The organism is Pseudomonas atacamensis (genome assembly GCF_017167965.1).
In the GTDB taxonomy this organism is placed as follows: Bacteria; Pseudomonadota; Gammaproteobacteria; order Pseudomonadales; family Pseudomonadaceae; genus Aquipseudomonas; species Aquipseudomonas atacamensis.
Genome location: NZ_CP070503.1, coordinates 452,042 through 470,377 on the forward strand (window position 1 = coordinate 452,042; position 18,336 = coordinate 470,377).

The following is an 18,336-nucleotide window of genomic DNA, read 5'->3' on the forward strand; positions in this document are numbered from 1 at the left end:
CGCCTTCACCGATAACAAGGAGAATTGGCATGACCAGCAACAACCCGCAAACCCGTGAGTGGCAAGCGCTGAGCAGCGATCACCACCTGGCCCCGTTCAGCGACTTCAAGCAACTGAAAGAAAAGGGTCCGCGGATCATCACCAACGCCAAGGGCGTTTATCTGTGGGACAGCGAAGGCAACAAGATCCTCGACGGCATGGCCGGCCTCTGGTGCGTAGCGATCGGTTACGGTCGCGATGAACTGGCCGATGCCGCCGCCAAACAGATGCGCGAACTGCCGTACTACAACCTGTTCTTCCAGACCGCACACCCGCCGGCACTGGAACTGGCCAAGGCGATTGCCGACGTGGCGCCGGAAGGCATGAACCACGTGTTCTTCACCGGTTCCGGCTCCGAAGGCAACGACACCATGTTGCGCATGGTCCGTCACTACTGGGCGATCAAAGGCCAGCCGAACAAGAAAGTCATCATCAGCCGCAAGAACGGTTATCACGGTTCTACCGTGGCCGGCGCGAGCCTCGGCGGCATGACCTATATGCACGAGCAGGGCGACCTGCCGATTCCGGGCATCGTTCACATCGCCCAGCCGTACTGGTTCGCCGAAGGCGGTGACATGTCGCCGGAAGAGTTCGGCATCTGGGCGGCCAATCAGCTCGAAGAAAAGATTCTCGAGGTCGGCGTCGACAACGTCGGTGCCTTTATTGCCGAGCCGATCCAGGGTGCCGGCGGCGTGATCATTCCGCCTGATACCTACTGGCCGCGCATCAAGGAAATCCTCGCCAAGTACGACATCCTCTTTGTTGCCGACGAAGTGATCTGCGGCTTCGGCCGTACCGGTGAGTGGTTCGGTAGCGATTTCTACGACCTCAAGCCGCACATGATGACCATCGCCAAAGGCCTGACCTCCGGCTACATCCCGATGGGCGGGTTGATCGTGCGTGATTCGGTGGTGGCCGTGCTCAACGAAGGCGGCGATTTCAACCATGGCTTCACTTACTCCGGCCACCCGGTGGCAGCCGCGGTGGGCCTGGAAAACATCCGCATCCTGCGCGATGAAAAAATTATCGAGACCGCCCACAACGAAACGGCACCGTATTTGCAGAAACGTCTGCGCGAGCTGAACGATCACCCGTTGGTGGGGGAAGTTCGCGGCGTCGGTCTGCTGGGGGCGATCGAGCTGGTGCAGGACAAGGCCACGCGCAAGCGTTACGAAGGCAAGGGCGTGGGCATGATCTGCCGGCAGTTCTGCTTCGACAACGGCCTGATCATGCGCGCGGTGGGCGACACCATGATCATCGCGCCGCCGCTGGTGATCAGCAAAGCCGAGATCGATGAGCTGGTTACAAAAGCACGCAAGTGTCTGGACCTGACCCTCGGTGCGCTGCAGGCCTAGGTGCTAGGCTTTGAGCGGGGGAGCTGCGGCGCACTCGCTCAAAGCTGTCAGAAAGGCTGGTCTTTTGTTGAAAGACCGCCTCGGATCTTGCCAGACTAGCCGCGGTTCCAGTTGTCCGGGTTCGGCCGCTGAACAAAGTGGTTCAAAAAAGAAAAATTTGGAGCATGACGCATGAAGGCATTAGGTAAAAAGCTAGCTGGCAAGACTCTGCTCGCGCTGTCCATGGCGGGCATGATGGCAGGTGCGGTGCACGCGGACGACAAGGTACTGCACGTCTACAACTGGTCCGACTATATCGCGCCGGACACCGTGGCCAACTTCGAAAAAGCCACCGGGATCAAAGTCGTCTACGACGTCTTCGACAGTAACGAAACCCTGGAAGCCAAGCTGCTGGCCGGCAAGTCCGGTTATGACATCGTGGTGCCTTCCAACAATTTCCTCGCCAAGCAGATCAAGGCCGGCGTTTACCAGGAACTGGACAAGTCCAAGCTGCCGAACTGGAAAAACCTCGACGAAGACCTGCTCAAGGCCGTTGGCGATGCCAGCGACCAGGGCAACAAGCACGCCTTCCCGTATATGTGGGGCTCGATCGGCATCGGCTACAACCCGGCCAAGGTCAAGGCTGCGCTCGGCATCGACAAGATCGATTCGTGGGACGTGGTGTTCAAACCGGAAAACATCGAGAAACTCAAAAGCTGCGGCGTGAGCTTCCTCGATGCCCCGACCGAAATGATTCCGGCGGCATTGCACTATCTGGGCAAGCCGACCAACAGCAAGGACAAGGCTGATCTGAAAGCCGCCGAAGACCTGTTCCTGAAGATCCGTCCGTCGGTCGCCTACTTCCACTCTTCCAAGTACATCTCCGACCTGGCCAACGGCAACATCTGCGTCGCCGTCGGTTATTCGGGTGACCTGGAGCAATCCAAGACCCGCGCTCAGGAAGCCGGTGACAAGGTCAAACTGGCCTACACCATTCCGAAAGAAGGCGCCGGTACTTTCTATGACATGGTCGCCATTCCCAAGGATGCCGAAAACGTCGAAGCCGCCTACAAGTTCATGAACTACCTGATGGAGCCGCAAGTGATGGCCGGCATCACCAACGCCGTGCGTTTCCCGAACGGCAACAAGGCGGCGACGCCTATGGTGGACAAGGACATCACCAGCGACCCGAGCATCTATCCTTCGGCTGAAGTGAAGAAACAGCTCTATGCGATCAGCGATCTGGACGCCGCCACATTGCGTCTGATCACCCGCAGCTGGACCAAGATCAAATCGGGCAAATAAGCCGGTTTGTCGCCACAACCACTGGCCGTCGTAGTCGCGGCGGCGGCCAGCGGATAATTAAATGACAGAAAGTTTTGCTGGATCGGTTTTTCGAGGGTAAGTTGCGCGCCGGTTTTGTTGTCGGGCAGCCATGGCTGTCATGCAGCGCGGGGCAACTTGGGCCCAATCCATTTAGAGGACCTCCACTTGCCTGTATTTTCTTCTTTGCGCAAAGCCCTGCTGGCCGCTGCCGGCCTGACAGTCGCTGTCGGAGCCCAGGCCGCCGGTACGGTGCATATTTATAACTGGTCCGATTACATCGGCGAATCGACCCTGGCCGACTTCGAGAAAGAGACCGGGATCAAACCGGTCTACGACGTTTTCGACTCCAACGAAACTCTGGAAGGCAAGCTGCTCGCCGGGCGCACCGGTTACGACGTGGTCGTGCCGTCGAACCACTTCCTTGGCAAGCAGATCAAGGCGGGCGCGTTCCAGAAGCTCGACAAGGCGCAGCTGCCGAATTATTCCAACCTCGACCCGGTGCTGCTCAAGCGCCTGGAACAGAACGACCCCGGCAACCTCTACGCCGTGCCGTATCTGTGGGGCACCAACGGCATCGGCTACAACGTCGACAAGGTCAAGGCTGTGCTGGGCATCGACAAGATCGATTCCTGGGCCGTGCTGTTCGAGCCGGAAAACATCAAGAAGCTGCACAGCTGCGGTGTCGCATTCCTCGATTCGGCTGATGAAATGATGCCGACCATGCTCAATTACCTGGGCCTGAACGCCAACAGCACCAACACAAAAGACTACGAAAAGGCCACCGCCAAGTTGCTCGCGGTGCGTCCCTACGTGACCTATTTCCATTCCTCGAAGTACATCGGCGATCTGGCCAACGGCGACATCTGCGTGGCCATCGGTTTCTCCGGCGACATCTTCCAGGCGAAGAACCGTGCCGAGGAAGCCAAGAAGGGCGTCAACATCGCCTATTCGATCCCGAAAGAGGGCGGTGCGCTGTGGTTCGACATGCTGGCGATCCCCAAGGATTCGTCCAACGTCAAAGAGGCCCACGCCTTCATCAATTATTTGCTGAAACCTGAGGTGATCGCCCAGGTCAGTGATTACGTCGGTTACGCCAACCCCAACCCGGGTTCGGACAAGCTGATGGAACAATCCATTCGCACCGATGAAGCGGTTTACCCGCCGCAAGCAGTCCTCGACAAGACCTACGTGTCGACCGAGTTGCCAGCCAATATTCAGCGTTTGATGACCCGTAGCTGGACCAAGGTCAAGTCGGGCAAATAACGCACAAACTATCCAGGGTTCGTCTTGCGGGGCGAACTGCTGCTTCTGTTGGGAGTTTCGTAAATGGCAGTTGCCTCCGGCGCCTACAAGAAAGCCCTCGAGGGCGACCAGACACCAAAACAGGTGCTGGTCAAAATCGACCGGGTCACGAAGAAGTTCGACGAGACAATTGCCGTGGACGACGTGTCCCTGGAAATCAAGAAGGGCGAAATTTTTGCTCTGCTCGGCGGTTCGGGATCGGGCAAATCCACCTTGCTACGGATGCTTGCAGGCTTCGAACGGCCCACGGAAGGGCGGATTTTCCTCGACGGCGTCGACATCACCGACATGCCGCCGTACGACCGTCCGATCAACATGATGTTTCAGTCCTACGCCTTGTTCCCGCACATGACCGTGGCGCAGAACATTGCCTTCGGCCTGCAGCAGGACAAGATTCCCAAGGCTGAAATCGACGCCCGCGTGGCCGAGATGCTCAAGCTGGTGCAGATGAGCCAGTACGCCAAGCGCAAGCCGCATCAACTGTCCGGCGGTCAGCGTCAGCGCGTGGCCCTGGCCCGTTCGCTGGCCAAGCGGCCGAAGCTGTTGCTGCTAGACGAACCGATGGGCGCACTGGACAAGAAACTGCGTTCGCAGATGCAACTGGAACTGGTGGAAATCATCGAGCGCGTCGGCGTGACCTGCGTGATGGTGACCCACGACCAGGAAGAGGCCATGACCATGGCCGAGCGCATCGCGATCATGCACTTGGGCTGGATCGCGCAAATCGGCAGTCCGATCGACATCTACGAAACCCCGACCAGCCGTCTGGTCTGCGAATTCATCGGCAACGTCAACATCTTCGAAGGCGAAGTGATCGACGACGCCGAAGGCCACGCGACCATCACCTGCAAGGACCTCGACCGGCAGATCTACGTCGGTCACGGCATCAGCACCTCGGTGCAGGACAAGTCGGTCACCTACGCGATTCGCCCGGAAAAACTGCTGGTCACCGCCGACATGCCGACCTGCGAGTACAACTGGTCGAGCGGCAAGGTCCACGACATCGCTTATCTGGGCGGGCACTCGGTGTTCTACGTCGAATTGCCGAGCGGCAAACTGGTGCAGTCGTTCGTCGCCAACGCCGAACGTCGCGGCGCGCGTCCGACCTGGGGCGATCAGGTCTACGTGTGGTGGGAAGACGATAGCGGCGTGGTACTTCGCTCATGAACATGCGCAAATTCAAACGCCGTATAAACCGAATCATCCCCAATGGCCGGCAGCTGGTCATCGGGGTGCCGTTCATCTGGCTGTTCCTGTTCTTCATGCTGCCGTTCTTCATCGTTCTGAAGATCAGCTTCGCCGAAGCCGACGTGGCGATCCCGCCGTACACCGAGATCTACACCTACGCCGAGCAGAAGCTGCAGCTGCTGTTGAACCTGGGCAACTACGCGTTGCTGGCCGGCGACGAGTTGTACATCGCGGCGTACCTCGGTTCGCTGAAAATGGCCTTTATCAGCACTGTGCTCTGCCTGCTGATCGGTTACCCGATGGCCTATGCCATCGCCACTGCCCGGAAAGAGCTGCAAACGGTGCTGGTACTGCTGATCATGATGCCGACCTGGACGGCGATCCTGATCCGCGTCTACGCGTGGATGGGCATCCTCAGCAACAACGGCCTGCTCAACGGTTTCCTGATGAGCATGGGCCTGATCGACGAGCCGCTGCAGATCCTCAATACCAACCTGGCGGTGTACATCGGGATTGTCTATTCGTACCTGCCGTTCATGATCCTGCCGCTGTACGCCAACCTGGTCAAACACGATCAGAGTCTGCTGGAAGCCGCCTCGGATCTGGGTTCGAGCACCTTCAACAGCTTTTGGAAAATCACCATTCCGCTGTCCAAGAACGGGATCATTGCCGGCTGCATGCTGGTATTCATTCCTGTGGTCGGCGAGTTCGTGATCCCGGAACTGCTCGGCGGCCCGGAAACCCTGATGATCGGTAAGGTGCTGTGGCAAGAATTCTTCAACAACCGCGACTGGCCGGTGGCGTCCGCGCTGGCGGTAGTGATGCTGGCGATCCTGATTGTGCCGATCATTCTGTTCAACCGCAGTCAGGCCAAGGAAATGGAGGGTAAAGAATGAAGCGCTTCCGTTTCTCCAGCCTGATGCTGGTACTGGGTCTGATCTTCATCTATCTGCCGATGCTGATCCTGGTGATCTACTCGTTCAACGCCTCGAAACTGGTGACGGTGTGGGGCGGCTGGTCGATCAAGTGGTACGTCGGCCTGCTCGACAACTCGCAATTGATGGGCTCGGTGTTGCGCTCGCTGGAAATCGCCTGCTACACCGCCGTGGCGGCGGTGGCACTGGGTACCCTGGCAGCGTTCGTGCTGACCCGTATCACCCGCTTCAAGGGCCGTACGCTGTTCGGTGGCCTGGTGACTGCGCCGTTGGTAATGCCGGAAGTGATCACCGGTCTGTCGCTGTTGCTGCTGTTCGTGGCCATGGCGCAGATGATCGGCTGGCCGCAGGAGCGCGGCATCGTCACCATCTGGATCGCCCACACCACGTTCTGCGCGGCGTATGTGGCGGTGGTGGTGTCGGCGCGCTTGCGTGAGCTGGACCTGTCGATCGAAGAGGCGGCGATGGACCTGGGCGCGCGGCCGTGGAAGGTGTTCTTCCTGATCACCATCCCGATGATCGCGCCGTCGCTGGCGGCGGGCGGGATGATGTCGTTCGCGCTGTCGCTGGATGACCTGGTGCTGGCGAGCTTCGTCTCCGGCCCGGGTTCGACGACGCTGCCGATGGAAGTGTTCTCGGCCGTGCGCCTGGGTGTGAAACCGGAAATCAACGCCGTGGCCAGCCTGATTCTGCTGGCGGTGTCGCTGGTGACCTTCCTCGTCTGGTTCTTCAGCCGCCGCGCCGAAGAAGCCCGCAAGAAAGCCATCCAGCAAGCCATCGAAGAAAGCGCGGCTGATTCGTGGAAGCAACCGGACGCACGTCGCGCGCCAGCACCGCAATCGGCTTAAGCAATATCAGGTTGGCCTCAACCCTGCGGCCAACCCGGTTGTAAATGTGGGAGCGAGCCTGCTCGCGAAGACGGAGTGTCAGTCGACTCGGATGTCGGCTGACAAAGCGCTTTCGCGAGCAGGCTCGCTCCCACATTTGGAATGCAATCTCCTGTGGGAGCGAGCCTGCTCGCGAAGGGGCCTGTCAATCCAGCCGGGATTTATGGCGCAACCCGCGCAGGCAGCAGCTTCAACGTACTGCGCGTATTCGCCAGCACCTCTTCCTCGCTGAAATGCGCCTGCACATAAATCCCCTCCACATACGCCTCGGCCTGGTCGTCATAGTGAGTGTCCAAAGGCACGCCACTCTGGCCGACCGGGTTGATCGTCAGGCCATGCACCGGATCGGCGAAATCCACCAGACGTCGCGTCGACGGTCCATAGGTCACCGGCCATGGCGCCGGGCCGATCTTCGCCGAGAGGTTGTTCGGCACTTCGTGGCTGCCCGGCGCTGCGAACGGGCCGACGTTGAACAGGCGATCCAGCGGCTTCTGCTGCCCCAGCGGATGGCCGTGGGTCAGGGTGTGCGCCGCGCCCCACTGCCAACCGGCCACGTTATCGCCGAGGGTCAGTTTCAGATGCGCCATGCTTGCCGCCCACGCCGTGCGCACGACATCGGCGCGGGTTTCTTTGGCCGGCGTGCTGCGATTGTCCCACCACGGTGAATCCGCCTTGGCCGCCAAGCGTGGCAACGCCGAATCGATTACCCGCGTCGACAGCAGTGTCTCGAAGAAGTCATTGCCCAACTCATCGCGCATCGCCGCATCGGCAAGGTCGTAGAGGAACTGGTTGAACACCGTCGCGCTGATCGAATTCAGCGGATAGTCGCCCGGCCACTGCGCCAGTTGCTCGACCAGTTTCAGCTGCGCCGGATCACTGACCACCTCACGCAACACCGGCAACAGCGGCGCCAACAGACGCGGGCCGTAACCGGTCGCCGTGCCCAGTTGCAGTTTCTGGTTGGCCTCGTTGCTCCACTTCACCCGGTTGTCGCTGAGCTGACGGTCAAGCTGCTGACCGCGATCGGCAAGGTTGTAGTAACCGGGAATCTCCATGCCGGTCGGCGACACGGGCTGGAAGTTGGCCGAGACGATATAGCCGCGCGCCGGATTCTCTTCCTGCGGGTTGGCGCTGAACGGGTAGTAGCCGTCCTTGTCCGCCTCGGGCGTGCTGCCGTCGAGGATGAAGCCCGGTTTCACCCCGGCCGGACGTTTGGGCAGCAGGGCCGAGGCCCACCAGGCGATATCGCCTTTGGCGTTGGCGTACACCAGATTCAGACCCGGCGCCTGCACCTTGGCCGCTGCCGCGCGGGCCTTGGCCAAGGTGTCGGCGCGGTTGAGCTGGTAGAAGCCGTCGAGGATCGGGTTGGGTGTTTCGAGGAAGGCCCACCACATCGCGATTGGTGTTTTTCCGGCGGCGCTGCCAAGAGCATCGTTGACGATTGGCCCATGCGGGGACTGGCGCAAGGTGAGAGTCACCGGCGCCTGACCCTTTACATTGATCTGTTGTTCGCTGACGAGCATCTCGGTCCACTGGCCGCGATACCAGACCTGATTGGGGTTGGCCGGGTTGACCTTTTCGGCGATCAGGTCGAGATCGTCGTTCTGGAACATGGTCAGGCTCCAGCCGAAATCGAGGTTGTGCCCCAGAAACGCGAACGGCACCAGTGCCTGATGATGGCCGTACAACTCGAAACCCGGCGCCGACAACTGCGCCTCGTACCACACCGACGGCACCGAGAAGCGGATATGCGGATCGCCGGCCAGCAACGGCTTGCCACTCCGGCTGCGGCTGCCGGCAATCACCCAGGCGTTGCTGCCCTCAAACTGCGGCAGGCCGTTGTCGAGCAGCGCCTGTTCGCTGAGGCGGGCGAGGGCGGTGAGGTCCTGCCAGTCGCCGGCGGCGAGGGCCGGTGCGTGGCGGGTGTGATCGGTGGCCAGAACGCCTTTGGCCTGCCAGTCCAGATCGAAGACATTGAGGTAATCGGCGCCGAGCTGATCGCGCACGTAGGTCAGCAGCGGCTCGGTGCGAAATGCGGCGGCAAAGCTATAGGCCATGTAACCGGCGACGCTGATGCTGTCTTCGGCAGTGAACGGCCGCTTGGGGATGCCCAGCACGTCGAATTCGATCGGCGCGGCGTGGCTGTCCTGATATTGGTTGATGCCGTCCAGATAGGCTTGCAGGCCCTTCCACGCCGGTGACTGCTTGTCGAGGCTGGCGACGTAACTGGCCGCACGCTCGCGGATGCGCAGGCTGCGAAACAGTTTGTCGGTGTCGAGCAGTTTCGGCCCGAGCACTTCGGCCAGCTCGCCCCGGGCGAGGCGGCGCATGGCTTCCATCTGGAACAGACGATCCTGCGCGTGCACATAACCGAGGGCGCGATAGAGGTCGGTTTCGTTCTCGGCGCGGATATGCGGCACACCGCGCTCGTCATAGCGCACGGTCACTGAGCCTTGCAGGTTGCGCAACTCGACCTGGCCCTGGCGCGTCGGCTGCTTGCTGTAGATATACCCGCCGGCGGCGCCGAGCAGGACAACGATGAGCAAGGCAACGAGGATCAACGCACGCTTCATGGTGACTCCTTGTGCAGGCGAAAAGGCCGCCCGTCGGGCTGCAAACATTTAGCACAGAGCATCTGTGCGGTGCAGCGCTGTCCTTGAAAAGTCCGGAATGCCTTACTTCGCGTCCGCCGGCCACGGGCAATAACAACCCACCGCCAGCGTATGCGTGGCATTGACCGGGCGATCTTCCGTCAGGGCATGCAGGATCGGTTCGATAAAGCTGTTGCTGGAGTTGCAGGTCAGGCCTTCGCTGTACGGGCCGAAATAGGCGAGTTTGCCGCTACGATCCCAGATTGCCACGGCGGGGCTGGCGGGGATCTGTTCGGCGCCGGGCAGGACGATGATGGTTTTCAGGCTGGCGAGGGTGACGGGCAACTGGCCGTGGCTGCCGGGCTTTTGCACGGCGAAGAACTCCACGCCGCGAGGGCCGAACTGTTCGACCATCTCGCTCAGGTGCTGTTGATTGCCGACATTGCACGGACAGGCGGGGTCCCAGAAGTGCACAAGACGAATATTGCCCGGCCCGGCGAGGTTGTCCGGCAGGCGCAGCGGGTCGCCGGAAAATACCGCCGTATGTTCGCTGAACGCGCGCAGATAGCGGCCCTGAAACCAGTCATATGCCGTCCACAGCACCCCGGCGCAGATCAGCGCGAGCAGGCTGGCGAACAGTGCGGTGCGGTAGGGCGAACGCATGGTTTTCGATCCTCGAAAGGCCGGCTAGCTTGCCATGTCTGCCTCTACAGATGAATATCGCAGGCCGATAAAGTCCGTTTACCGCTCTGGAATACCCGCATGCCTGATACTTTCGACCCCGATCATTTACGCGCGAGCCTCAAGCCATTGGCCGAGTGGCAGCCGTTATCGGATGAGGCGAAGGCTTATCAGCGCTTCTACAAGACCGACTTTGCCGAGCGCGATGTCTGGCGCGGCATGGGTCGTTTCGAGGTCGATGGCTACGAGCTGGTCAGCCATTGCTGGTGGCCGGAGAAGGTCAAGGCGACGTTGTTTCTGCTGCACGGTTACTACGATCACATCGGTCTGTACCGGCATGTGATCGAGTGGGCGCTGGATCAGGATTTTGCCGTGATCGCCTGCGACTTGCCGGGCCATGGTCTGTCGAGCGGGCCACGGGCGAGCATTCGTGATTTCGCTGAATACCAGGATATGTTGCAGGCGCTGTTTGCTGAAGCGAACTCGATCGCGCTGCCGCAGCCTTGGCATTTGTGCGGGCAAAGCACCGGTGGCGCGATTGTCGTCGATCATCTGCTCAACCATGGCGAGAACAGCCCGGCGCAGGGGCAGGTGATTCTGCTGGCGCCGCTGGTGCGACCGAGGGCGTGGGGCTGGTCGCAGTTGAGTTATTACCTGCTGCGGCCGTTTGTACGGGGGGTCGCGCGACGCTTCAGCGAGAACTCCAACGATCCGGATTTTCTGCCGTTTCTGCAGGCCGATCCGTTACAGCCAAGGCGCCTGCCGACCAAATGGGTGGGCGCGCTGTCGCGCTGGATCATCCGCGTCGAGCACGCGAAAAAAAGTCCGCGACGGCCGCTGATCATTCAGGGGCAGGCGGACATGACTGTCGACTGGCAGCACAATCTGCAGGTGTTGAAATGGAAGTTCGACCGGCCGCAGATTCTGCTGTTGGCCGAGGCACGGCATCACCTGGCCAATGAAACGGCGGAGATGCGTGAGGAATATTTCGAATTCTTGAGCAAGCGGATCAGGGGGCGGAATCTCTAGTGCCTGGGAGGGCCTCTTCGCGAGCAGGCTCGCTCCCACAGGGGAATGCGTTACAACTGTGGGAGCGAGCCTGCTCGCGAATGCGATCTTTCAGGTAACGAACATCACTGGCCGACCGCCAACCCCGCCCGAATCGCCGCCAGTGCCGCCTGGTAGTAAGCCTTGCCCTCGGTCGACTCGGCAAACGTCGCAAATTCTTCGAGCTCTTCATCCGACAAGTCGCGATACACGTAAAGCAACGTGTTGTTCAGATCGGCGCCAATCTGATCCATCAGCCGCTGGCGCTGACCGTTCAACATGCCCTGCGCCTGTCCACCGCCGAGCAGTCCCGGGATCATCGAACTCAAGCTGTCCGCCGCTACGCCGGCAATCGCCAGGCTGACCTCGGCGCCCGCCTCACGGGCTGGCAGGGCCTGGGCGAGATGGCCGATGATCAGCAAGCGACTGTCGCTTGCCTGCATCTTCGGCAGGCCCTGAGCATTTTTTGCCAGTTGATCGCGACGGGTTGCGAGCAATTCGGCGGCGACGATTTTCTTGCCCAGCGGTGACTGGAAGAAGGTCAGCGCCGGTTTCGGGTCGGCGAGTTTCTGCCGCAGTTGCGCTTCGGCACGCTGATCCATGGCCTGCGCGGCAAAGCGTTGATTGCTGTTGTTGACCAGCGCCTGAAACACCGCAGGCGGCAGGCTGTTCTGATAGCGCTGCTGGGCGGCGCTCAGGGCATCGTTGAAATGCGCGCGTTGTTCTGGCCAGCCGGCGACCTTGTACAACTGATCAAAGCCGTCCGCCCAGGCGGGCAATACGCAGAACATCAACAGTGAAAAAAGCAAACGGCGCATAGGGACTCCTGTCAGCAGCGGACTATTGTCCGTGCGGTGCCGGTACTTGTCGAGAATTCGTAGCAAGGCGCTGCGTGGCTCTGTCGGATTTATCGCCGTCGGCATACTATGCGCGCCATGCCGATATCCTCTGAACACCCGCTGCTGTTACGCATTGTCGACGACCTGGCCGAACACGGCTGGTCGCAGCAGAACATCTTCCTGCCCGCCGATCTGACCCGGGCGCTGGCGGCCGAGTGCCGTAAACGTGAAGCCGAGGGTGAGCTGGCGCCGGCGGCGGTCGGACGCGGGCCGTTTTCGGAGATTCGCGAGGGTATTCGCGGCGATCACATCCAGTGGATCGACCCGGGTCAGGCCGACGCCACTGACCGTTACCTGAGCCTGATGGACAGTCTGCGCGAGGCGCTCAATCGTGGCTTGTTTCTGGGGCTTGAAGATTTCGAATGCCATTTCGCCCTGTACCCGCCCGGCGCGTTCTACCTCAAGCACCTCGACCGCTTTCGCGATGATGACCGGCGCATGGTGTCGGCGGTGATCTATCTCAATGACGCCTGGCTGCCGGAGGACGGTGGCCAATTGCGCATGTACCTGGGCGAGGAACGTGTGCACGACGTGCAGCCGACCGGCGGCTGCCTGGTGGTGTTTCTCTCCGGCGAAGTGCCCCACGAAGTGTTGCCGGCCCATCGCGAGCGCCTGTCGCTGACTGGCTGGTTCCGTCGCCGTGGCAACGAGCCGTTCTGAACATGGAAAAGATCCTGGTCAGTCGCTGCCTGCTGGGCCATCGCGTGCGCTATGACGGTGGCGCGAGCGGGCCGTTTGATCTGCTTGAGCAGTGGATCGAAGAAGGGCGGGTAGTGCCGTTGTGTCCGGAGGTGGCCGGTGGATTGCCGACGCCGAGGGCGGCGGCGGAGATTCCCGGCGGGCAGGGCGGTGAGGTGCTGGATGGCACTGCTGCTGTGATCACTACCGATGGCGAGGATGTCAGCGCGCAGTTTCTCGAGGGTGCACGGCAAGCGCTGGAACTGGTGCAAAAGCACGGCATTCGGGTGGCCGTGCTCAAGGCCAACAGTCCTTCTTGCGGGAATCTGCTGACGTATGACGGCACGTTCAGTGGGGTCAAAGTCAGTGGCGAGGGGGTGACGGCGGCGTTGCTCAAGCGTCATGGGGTTCGGGTTTTCAGTGAGCTTGAGCTGCCGCAAGCCGCGCAGGCCCTGGCCCGACTCGACTAAAGCGCCAGCACCAATTCAACTGTAGGAGCTGACGAGTGAAACGAGGCTGCGATCTTTTGATTTTTTGAATCAACATCAAAAGATCGCAGCCTGCGGCAGCTCCTACGGTTCGGTGAACCACTTCTTCGACAACGCCGCCAACCGCCCATCCGCCTTGATCCGTTCCAGCGCGCTCTTGAGGCTGGCCTGAAACGCCGGATTACCCTTCTGAAACGGTATCGCCAATTCCACCGGCGCTGCCGCTTTCGGCTTCGCTTCGGTCAACGCCTGCACCAGCACCATCGGCCGCGGCGTCTCGTCCTTCTTCGCCAACAACTGCCCATCAACCTCGCCGTACGGCTCGCTGAAGTCGAAACGATCCTTGAGTTCGGGTGTCAGTGCTATGTGGTTGAGCGCGACGTCGTACTTGCCGCTTTCAACGCCCTGGAGCAGGTCGCCCTCGTCGGTGACGATGAAGTCGGCGCGTACATCCAGCTCTTGGGCCAGAAGTTGCCCAAGTTCGACCTCGAACCCCGTGAGGGTGTCGCCCTCCTTGTAATTGAAGGGCGGTGTATTAGCCTCAAGGGCTATGCGCAGCTCGCCACGGTCGTTGACGTCATCAATCAGTTCGGCGTGAGCCAGCGGGCTCAGAAGGGGTAGCAGGCAGATCAGGCCAGGCAGCAGGCGCATGGTCACTCCTTTGAAATCATTATCGCGATGCTCTGATTCAGGCTCGCTTTGCTATGGTTGTCGAGTGCCTTCGACAACGAATGGTCATGAAGTTGTCATGACCGTGCGGATTTTACGGAAAAACTGGAGAAGAAAATGAAAAGCTTTTTGTCACGTGCAGCGTTGGCCGGTGTGCTGATGGGTGTTTCGGTGCTGGCCAGTGCGGCGACACCGGCGCCGAAGGATGCTGAAGTGTTCATCGTTTCTCCCGAGGACGGCGCCACCGTCTCGCAGGAATTCAAGGTCAAGTTCGGCGTCAAGAACATCGCGCTGGCCCCGGCGGGTGACACCACCAAGAACACCGGCCACCATCACCTGCTGATCGACGTCGACGACCTGCCGGCCGAAGGCGCGCCGATCCCGACTGACGCGCACCACATGCATTTCGGCAAGGCGCAGACCGAAGCCACGATCAAACTGGCCCCGGGCAAACACACCTTGCAACTGATCCTCGGCGACAGCGGCCACATGCCGTTCGACCCATCGATCGTTTCGGAAAAAATCACGGTCAACGTGAAATAAAAAAAGGGAGCCTTTCGGGGCTCCCTTTTTTAATTCAGCTTCAAGTGGCTAGCTGCAAGCGGCAAGGTAAAGCAAAAGCGCTGTTCACTTGCCGCTAGTAGCTTGAAGCTTGCCGCTGCTGCTTCTTCAGAAGAGAACACGGCTACGGATAGTGCCGTTGACGTGTTGCAGCTTCTCTTGCGCCAGCTCCGAGTATTCGGCGTCGACGTCGATCACCACGTAACCGACTTTCTCGTTGGTCTGCAGGAACTGACCGGAGATGTTGATGCCGTTTTCGGCGAAAACCTTGTTGATCTCGCTCATCACACCCGGGATGTTCTCGTGGATGTGCAGCAGGCGGTGCTTGCCAGGGTGAGCCGGCAGGGCCACTTCCGGGAAGTTGACCGACGACACCGAAGTACCGTTGTCGCTGTACTTGACCAGTTTCTCTGCCACTTCCAGACCGATGTTGGCTTGCGCTTCGGCGGTCGAGCCACCGATGTGCGGGGTCAGGATCACGTTGTCGAGGCCGCGCAGCGGGCTTTCGAACTCTTCGTCGTTGGAGCGTGGTTCCACCGGGAACACGTCGATGGCCGCGCCGATCAGGTGCTTGTCCTTGATCGCGTCCGCCAGGGCGTCGAGCTCGACCACGGTCCCGCGCGCGGCGTTGATCAGGATGCCGCCCTTCTTGATGGCGCGGATTTCCTTCTCGCCGATCATCCACTGAGTGGCGGCGGTTTCCGGGACGTGCAGGGTGACGATGTCGGACATGCCCAGCAGCTCGTGCAGGTTGTTGACCTGCGTAGCGTTGCCCAGTGGCAGCTTGGTCACGGTGTCATAGAAGAACACTTGCATGCCCAGGCCTTCAGCCAGCACCGAAAGCTGCGTGCCGATCGAGCCGTAGCCGACGATGCCCAGCTTCTTGCCACGGATCTCGAACGAGTTGGCGGCGGACTTGATCCAGCCGCCACGGTGGCAGGATGCATTCTTCTCAGGGATGCCGCGCAGCAGCAGGATCGCTTCGGCCAGTACCAGTTCCGCTACGGAACGGGTGTTGGAGTACGGCGCGTTGAACACGGCAATACCGCGCTCGCGGGCCGCACTGAGGTCAACCTGGTTGGTGCCGATGCAGAAACAGCCGACCGCGACCAGTTTCTTCGCGTGATCGAAGATCTCTTCGGTCAGTTGCGTGCGCGAGCGAATGCCGATGAAGTGAGCGTCAGCAATCTTTTCCTTGAGCTGGGCTTCCGGCAAGGAACCAGTCAGGTATTCGATGCTGGTGTAGCCCGCCGCCTTGAGGACGTCGACAGCCGATTGGTGGACGCCTTCGAGAAGAAGGAACTTGATCTTGCTCTTATCGAGAGAAGTCTTGCTCATCTGCGTAAACCTGTATCCCGGAGAAAAATGGCAGGGAGGGAGCAGCCTGGAGCTGACCCGCACGGCAACAAAGCCGTCACCGCGGATCTGGCCTTGGGCACTGTCCTGCGGGGTCGGTATGCTAGCATAGCCACCCCGCTAAACACTCATTCCTGCGACGTGAAGCGTTCTCAGGATGACCATGAATTGTTCGAGAGTTCTGTCGATGACCAATCCTGCGCTGATTGATGAACTGAAGACCCTGGTTGAGCCTGGCAAAGTCCTCACCGACGCCGACTCCCTGAACACTTACGGCAAGGATTGGACCAAGCATTTCGCGCCGGCGCCGAGCGCCATCGTGTTTCCCAAGACCATCGAGCAAGTGCAGGCCGTGGTACGTTGGGCCAACACCCACAAGGTCGCACTGGTGCCGTCCGGCGGGCGCACCGGGTTGTCCGCCGCAGCAGTGGCGGCCAATGGCGAAGTGGTGGTTTCGTTCGATTACATGAACCAGATTCTCGACGTCAACCTCACCGACCGCACCGCCGTCTGCCAGCCGGGTGTGGTCACTGAGCATCTGCAGAACGTCGCCGAGGAAAACGGCCTGTACTATCCGGTCGACTTCGCCTCGGCGGGTTCCAGCCAGATTGGCGGCAATATCGGCACCAATGCCGGCGGGATCAAAGTGATTCGCTACGGCATGACCCGCAACTGGGTGGCCGGCATGAAAGTCGTCACCGGCAAGGGCGACGTGCTGGAGCTGAACAAGGACCTGATCAAGAACGCCACCGGTTACGACCTGCGTCAGCTGTTCATCGGCGCCGAAGGTACGCTCGGTTTCGTCGTCGAAGCGACCATGCGTCTGGATCGCGCACCGAAAAACCTCACCGCCATGGTCCTCGGCACCGCCGATTTCGATTCGATCATGCCGGTGCTGCATGCCTTCCAGGGCAAGCTCGACCTGACTGCGTTCGAATTCTTCTCCGACAAGGCCCTCGCCAAAGTCATGGGCCGTGGCGATGTGCCCGCGCCGTTCGACACCGACTGCCCGTTCTACGCCCTGCTCGAATTCGAGGCGACCACTGAAGAAGTGGCCAACAGCGCCCTGGAAACCTTCGAGCACTGCGTAGAACAGGGCTGGGTGCTCGACGGCGTGATGAGCCAGAGCGAAACCCAGCTGCACAATCTGTGGAAGCTGCGCGAGTACATCTCCGAAACCATTTCCCACTGGACGCCGTACAAGAACGACATCTCGGTTACCGTCTCGAAAGTGCCGGCGTTCCTGCGCGAAATCGACGCGATCGTTGGCGAGCACTACCCGGATTTCGAAATCGTCTGGTTCGGCCACATTGGCGACGGCAATCTGCACCTGAACATCCTCAAGCCGGAAAATCTGAGCAAGGACGAGTTCTTCGCCAAGTGCGCCACCGTCAACAAGTGGGTGTTCGAAACCGTCGAGAAGTACAACGGCTCGATCTCGGCCGAGCACGGCGTCGGTATGACCAAGCGTGATTACCTGACCTACAGCCGCTCGCCGGCCGAGATCGAGTACATGAAAGCGGTCAAGGCAGTGTTCGACCCGAACGGCATCATGAACCCGGGCAAGATTTTCCCGGTTTGATCGGTAATCTCTGTTGAATCAATAAAGGCAGGAGTCGGTAAATGAGCTATCAGCACCAGTACGTCGACGGCACGCGCATTCACTTCCCGATCGGGAAAGTCGTGTGCATTGGCCGCAATTACGCCGAGCACGCCAAGGAACTGGACAATCCGGTGCCGACCGAGCCGCTGCTGTTCATCAAGCCGGGCAGTTGCGTGGTGCCGCTGGAAGGCGGGTTCAGCATTCCGACCGAGCGTGGTTCGGTGCACTACGAAGCGGAAATCGCCGTGTTGATCGGCAAGCCGCTGTCGACCAAACCAAGCCGTGAAGAAGTCCTCGATGCGATCTCCGGCTTCGCCCCGGCGCTGGACCTGACCCTGCGCGACAAGCAGGCTGAACTGAAAGCCAAGGGCCTGCCGTGGGAAATCGCCAAGTCGTTCGACGGCGCGGCGGTGATCGCCCCGTTCGTGGTCGGCAGCACCTTCGCTGACCTGACCGACATCGGCATCCGCCTGACCATCAACGGCGAAGTGCGCCAGGACGGCAACAGCAGCGCGATGCTCAACCCGATCGTGCCGATGATCCAGCACATGGCCGGCTGCTTCTCGCTGCAGGCCGGCGACGTGATCCTCACCGGCACACCAGTGGGCGTCGGCCCGCTGAACGTCGGCGATGAAATCGTCCTCGAACTGCCGGGGGCGAGCAGCTTCAGCAGCAGCGTGCGCTAACCGCAGAACCCCTTGTAGGGGGTGAGCTTTGTGGTGAGGGGGTTTAGCGAAACGTCGCACCGCCCC

The 18,336-nt window shown here is 60.5% G+C and carries 17 protein-coding genes; 12 read left to right on the plus strand and 5 right to left on the minus strand.

Annotation, left to right across the window (positions count from 1 at the left end; genetic code table 11):
- Positions 1 to 29: 29 nt before the first annotated feature.
- From JWU58_RS02075 to JWU58_RS02100, 6 genes are all read left to right on the plus strand, one after another.
- Entirely contained in the window at positions 30 to 1,394 is a 1,365-nt protein-coding gene (locus JWU58_RS02075) for an aspartate aminotransferase family protein (RefSeq protein WP_122698631.1), read from the plus strand.
- 171 nt (positions 1,395 to 1,565) lie between these two features.
- Positions 1,566 to 2,678, plus strand: coding sequence for a polyamine ABC transporter substrate-binding protein (locus tag JWU58_RS02080; protein ID WP_016772660.1), 1,113 nt, complete (start codon positions 1,566 to 1,568; stop codon positions 2,676 to 2,678).
- Between the two features lie 186 nt (positions 2,679 to 2,864).
- A complete protein-coding gene (locus JWU58_RS02085; protein WP_206421416.1) occupies positions 2,865 to 3,962 on the plus strand; it encodes a polyamine ABC transporter substrate-binding protein in 1,098 nt (365 codons plus the stop codon).
- 63 nt (positions 3,963 to 4,025) lie between these two features.
- Positions 4,026 to 5,168, plus strand: a complete 1,143-nt coding sequence (locus JWU58_RS02090) for an ABC transporter ATP-binding protein (protein WP_016772662.1) — start codon at positions 4,026 to 4,028, stop codon at positions 5,166 to 5,168.
- 35 nt (positions 5,169 to 5,203) lie between these two features.
- Positions 5,204 to 6,085 carry an ABC transporter permease subunit gene (locus tag JWU58_RS02095; RefSeq protein ID WP_172834039.1) on the plus strand — a complete coding sequence of 294 codons (882 nt, stop codon included), beginning with the start codon at positions 5,204 to 5,206 and terminating at the stop codon, positions 6,083 to 6,085.
- Positions 6,082 to 6,972, plus strand: coding sequence for an ABC transporter permease subunit (locus JWU58_RS02100; protein WP_041476870.1), 891 nt, complete (start codon positions 6,082 to 6,084; stop codon positions 6,970 to 6,972). The genes JWU58_RS02095 and JWU58_RS02100 overlap by 4 nt, the downstream gene beginning before the upstream one ends.
- A gap of 200 nt (positions 6,973 to 7,172) precedes the next feature.
- Here JWU58_RS02100 and JWU58_RS02105 read toward each other — a convergent pair whose 3' ends face one another.
- Both JWU58_RS02105 and JWU58_RS02110 read right to left on the minus strand, forming a co-directional pair.
- Positions 7,173 to 9,584 carry a penicillin acylase family protein gene (locus JWU58_RS02105; RefSeq protein ID WP_206421417.1) on the minus strand — a complete coding sequence of 804 codons (2,412 nt, stop codon included), beginning with the start codon at positions 9,582 to 9,584 and terminating at the stop codon, positions 7,173 to 7,175.
- A 102-nt stretch (positions 9,585 to 9,686) separates the two neighbouring features.
- Positions 9,687 to 10,265 (minus strand): DUF6436 domain-containing protein, encoded by a 579-nt coding sequence (locus JWU58_RS02110; protein ID WP_206421418.1) that lies wholly within the window; start codon positions 10,263 to 10,265, stop codon positions 9,687 to 9,689.
- Between the two features lie 99 nt (positions 10,266 to 10,364).
- On the opposite strand from JWU58_RS02110, the gene bipL reads away from it, so the two are divergent.
- Positions 10,365 to 11,312 carry a phospholipase BipL gene (gene bipL / locus JWU58_RS02115; RefSeq protein WP_206421419.1) on the plus strand — a complete coding sequence of 316 codons (948 nt, stop codon included), beginning with the start codon at positions 10,365 to 10,367 and terminating at the stop codon, positions 11,310 to 11,312.
- A gap of 104 nt (positions 11,313 to 11,416) precedes the next feature.
- Here the strand turns inward: bipL and JWU58_RS02120 are convergent, their stop codons facing one another.
- On the minus strand, positions 11,417 to 12,148 hold the full coding sequence (locus JWU58_RS02120) for a DUF2059 domain-containing protein (RefSeq protein ID WP_123441772.1): 732 nt from the start codon (positions 12,146 to 12,148) through the stop codon (positions 11,417 to 11,419).
- Between the two features lie 108 nt (positions 12,149 to 12,256).
- On the opposite strand from JWU58_RS02120, the gene JWU58_RS02125 reads away from it, so the two are divergent.
- Positions 12,257 to 12,889 (plus strand): 2OG-Fe(II) oxygenase, encoded by a 633-nt coding sequence (locus JWU58_RS02125; protein ID WP_056786246.1) that lies wholly within the window; start codon positions 12,257 to 12,259, stop codon positions 12,887 to 12,889.
- A 2-nt stretch (positions 12,890 to 12,891) separates the two neighbouring features.
- The gene (locus JWU58_RS02130) at positions 12,892 to 13,377 is read left to right on the plus strand and encodes a 2-thiouracil desulfurase family protein (RefSeq protein ID WP_041476864.1); all 486 of its coding nucleotides are present in this window, start codon (positions 12,892 to 12,894) and stop codon (positions 13,375 to 13,377) included.
- A gap of 102 nt (positions 13,378 to 13,479) precedes the next feature.
- On the opposite strand, the gene JWU58_RS02135 is transcribed toward JWU58_RS02130, so the two are convergent.
- The gene (locus JWU58_RS02135) at positions 13,480 to 14,046 is read right to left on the minus strand and encodes a transporter substrate-binding domain-containing protein (protein WP_122748329.1); all 567 of its coding nucleotides are present in this window, start codon (positions 14,044 to 14,046) and stop codon (positions 13,480 to 13,482) included.
- Between the two features lie 135 nt (positions 14,047 to 14,181).
- Between JWU58_RS02135 and JWU58_RS02140 the strand changes: the two genes are divergently transcribed.
- Positions 14,182 to 14,607 carry a DUF4399 domain-containing protein gene (locus tag JWU58_RS02140; RefSeq protein ID WP_024014708.1) on the plus strand — a complete coding sequence of 142 codons (426 nt, stop codon included), beginning with the start codon at positions 14,182 to 14,184 and terminating at the stop codon, positions 14,605 to 14,607.
- Positions 14,608 to 14,733: 126 nt separating this feature from the next.
- On the opposite strand, the gene serA is transcribed toward JWU58_RS02140, so the two are convergent.
- Positions 14,734 to 15,963, minus strand: coding sequence for a phosphoglycerate dehydrogenase (serA, locus tag JWU58_RS02145; protein ID WP_024014707.1), 1,230 nt, complete (start codon positions 15,961 to 15,963; stop codon positions 14,734 to 14,736).
- 205 nt (positions 15,964 to 16,168) lie between these two features.
- On the opposite strand from serA, the gene JWU58_RS02150 reads away from it, so the two are divergent.
- Together JWU58_RS02150 and JWU58_RS02155 are read left to right on the plus strand one after the other, a co-directional pair.
- The gene (locus JWU58_RS02150; protein ID WP_206422156.1) at positions 16,169 to 17,563 is read left to right on the plus strand and encodes an FAD-binding oxidoreductase; all 1,395 of its coding nucleotides are present in this window, start codon (positions 16,169 to 16,171) and stop codon (positions 17,561 to 17,563) included.
- Positions 17,564 to 17,604: 41 nt separating this feature from the next.
- Positions 17,605 to 18,270, plus strand: a complete 666-nt coding sequence (locus JWU58_RS02155; RefSeq protein ID WP_024014705.1) for a fumarylacetoacetate hydrolase family protein — start codon at positions 17,605 to 17,607, stop codon at positions 18,268 to 18,270.
- The last annotated feature ends 66 nt before the right edge of the window (positions 18,271 to 18,336 follow it).

Coding starts and splice junctions, on each gene's coding strand:
- JWU58_RS02075 (WP_122698631.1), top strand. CDS start 30: ATGACCAGCAACAACCCGCAAACCCGTGAGTGGCAAGCGCTGAGCAGC.
- JWU58_RS02080 (WP_016772660.1), top strand. CDS start 1,566: ATGAAGGCATTAGGTAAAAAGCTAGCTGGCAAGACTCTGCTCGCGCTG.
- JWU58_RS02090 (WP_016772662.1), top strand. CDS start 4,026: ATGGCAGTTGCCTCCGGCGCCTACAAGAAAGCCCTCGAGGGCGACCAG.
- JWU58_RS02100 (WP_041476870.1), top strand. CDS start 6,082: ATGAAGCGCTTCCGTTTCTCCAGCCTGATGCTGGTACTGGGTCTGATC.
- JWU58_RS02105 (WP_206421417.1), bottom strand. CDS start 9,584: ATGAAGCGTGCGTTGATCCTCGTTGCCTTGCTCATCGTTGTCCTGCTC.
- JWU58_RS02110 (WP_206421418.1), bottom strand. CDS start 10,265: ATGCGTTCGCCCTACCGCACCGCACTGTTCGCCAGCCTGCTCGCGCTG.
- bipL (WP_206421419.1), top strand. CDS start 10,365: ATGCCTGATACTTTCGACCCCGATCATTTACGCGCGAGCCTCAAGCCA.
- JWU58_RS02120 (WP_123441772.1), bottom strand. CDS start 12,148: ATGCGCCGTTTGCTTTTTTCACTGTTGATGTTCTGCGTATTGCCCGCC.
- JWU58_RS02125 (WP_056786246.1), top strand. CDS start 12,257: ATGCGCGCCATGCCGATATCCTCTGAACACCCGCTGCTGTTACGCATT.
- JWU58_RS02130 (WP_041476864.1), top strand. CDS start 12,892: ATGGAAAAGATCCTGGTCAGTCGCTGCCTGCTGGGCCATCGCGTGCGC.
- JWU58_RS02135 (WP_122748329.1), bottom strand. CDS start 14,046: ATGCGCCTGCTGCCTGGCCTGATCTGCCTGCTACCCCTTCTGAGCCCG.
- JWU58_RS02140 (WP_024014708.1), top strand. CDS start 14,182: ATGAAAAGCTTTTTGTCACGTGCAGCGTTGGCCGGTGTGCTGATGGGT.
- serA (WP_024014707.1), bottom strand. CDS start 15,963: ATGAGCAAGACTTCTCTCGATAAGAGCAAGATCAAGTTCCTTCTTCTC.
- JWU58_RS02150 (WP_206422156.1), top strand. CDS start 16,169: ATGACCAATCCTGCGCTGATTGATGAACTGAAGACCCTGGTTGAGCCT.
- JWU58_RS02155 (WP_024014705.1), top strand. CDS start 17,605: ATGAGCTATCAGCACCAGTACGTCGACGGCACGCGCATTCACTTCCCG.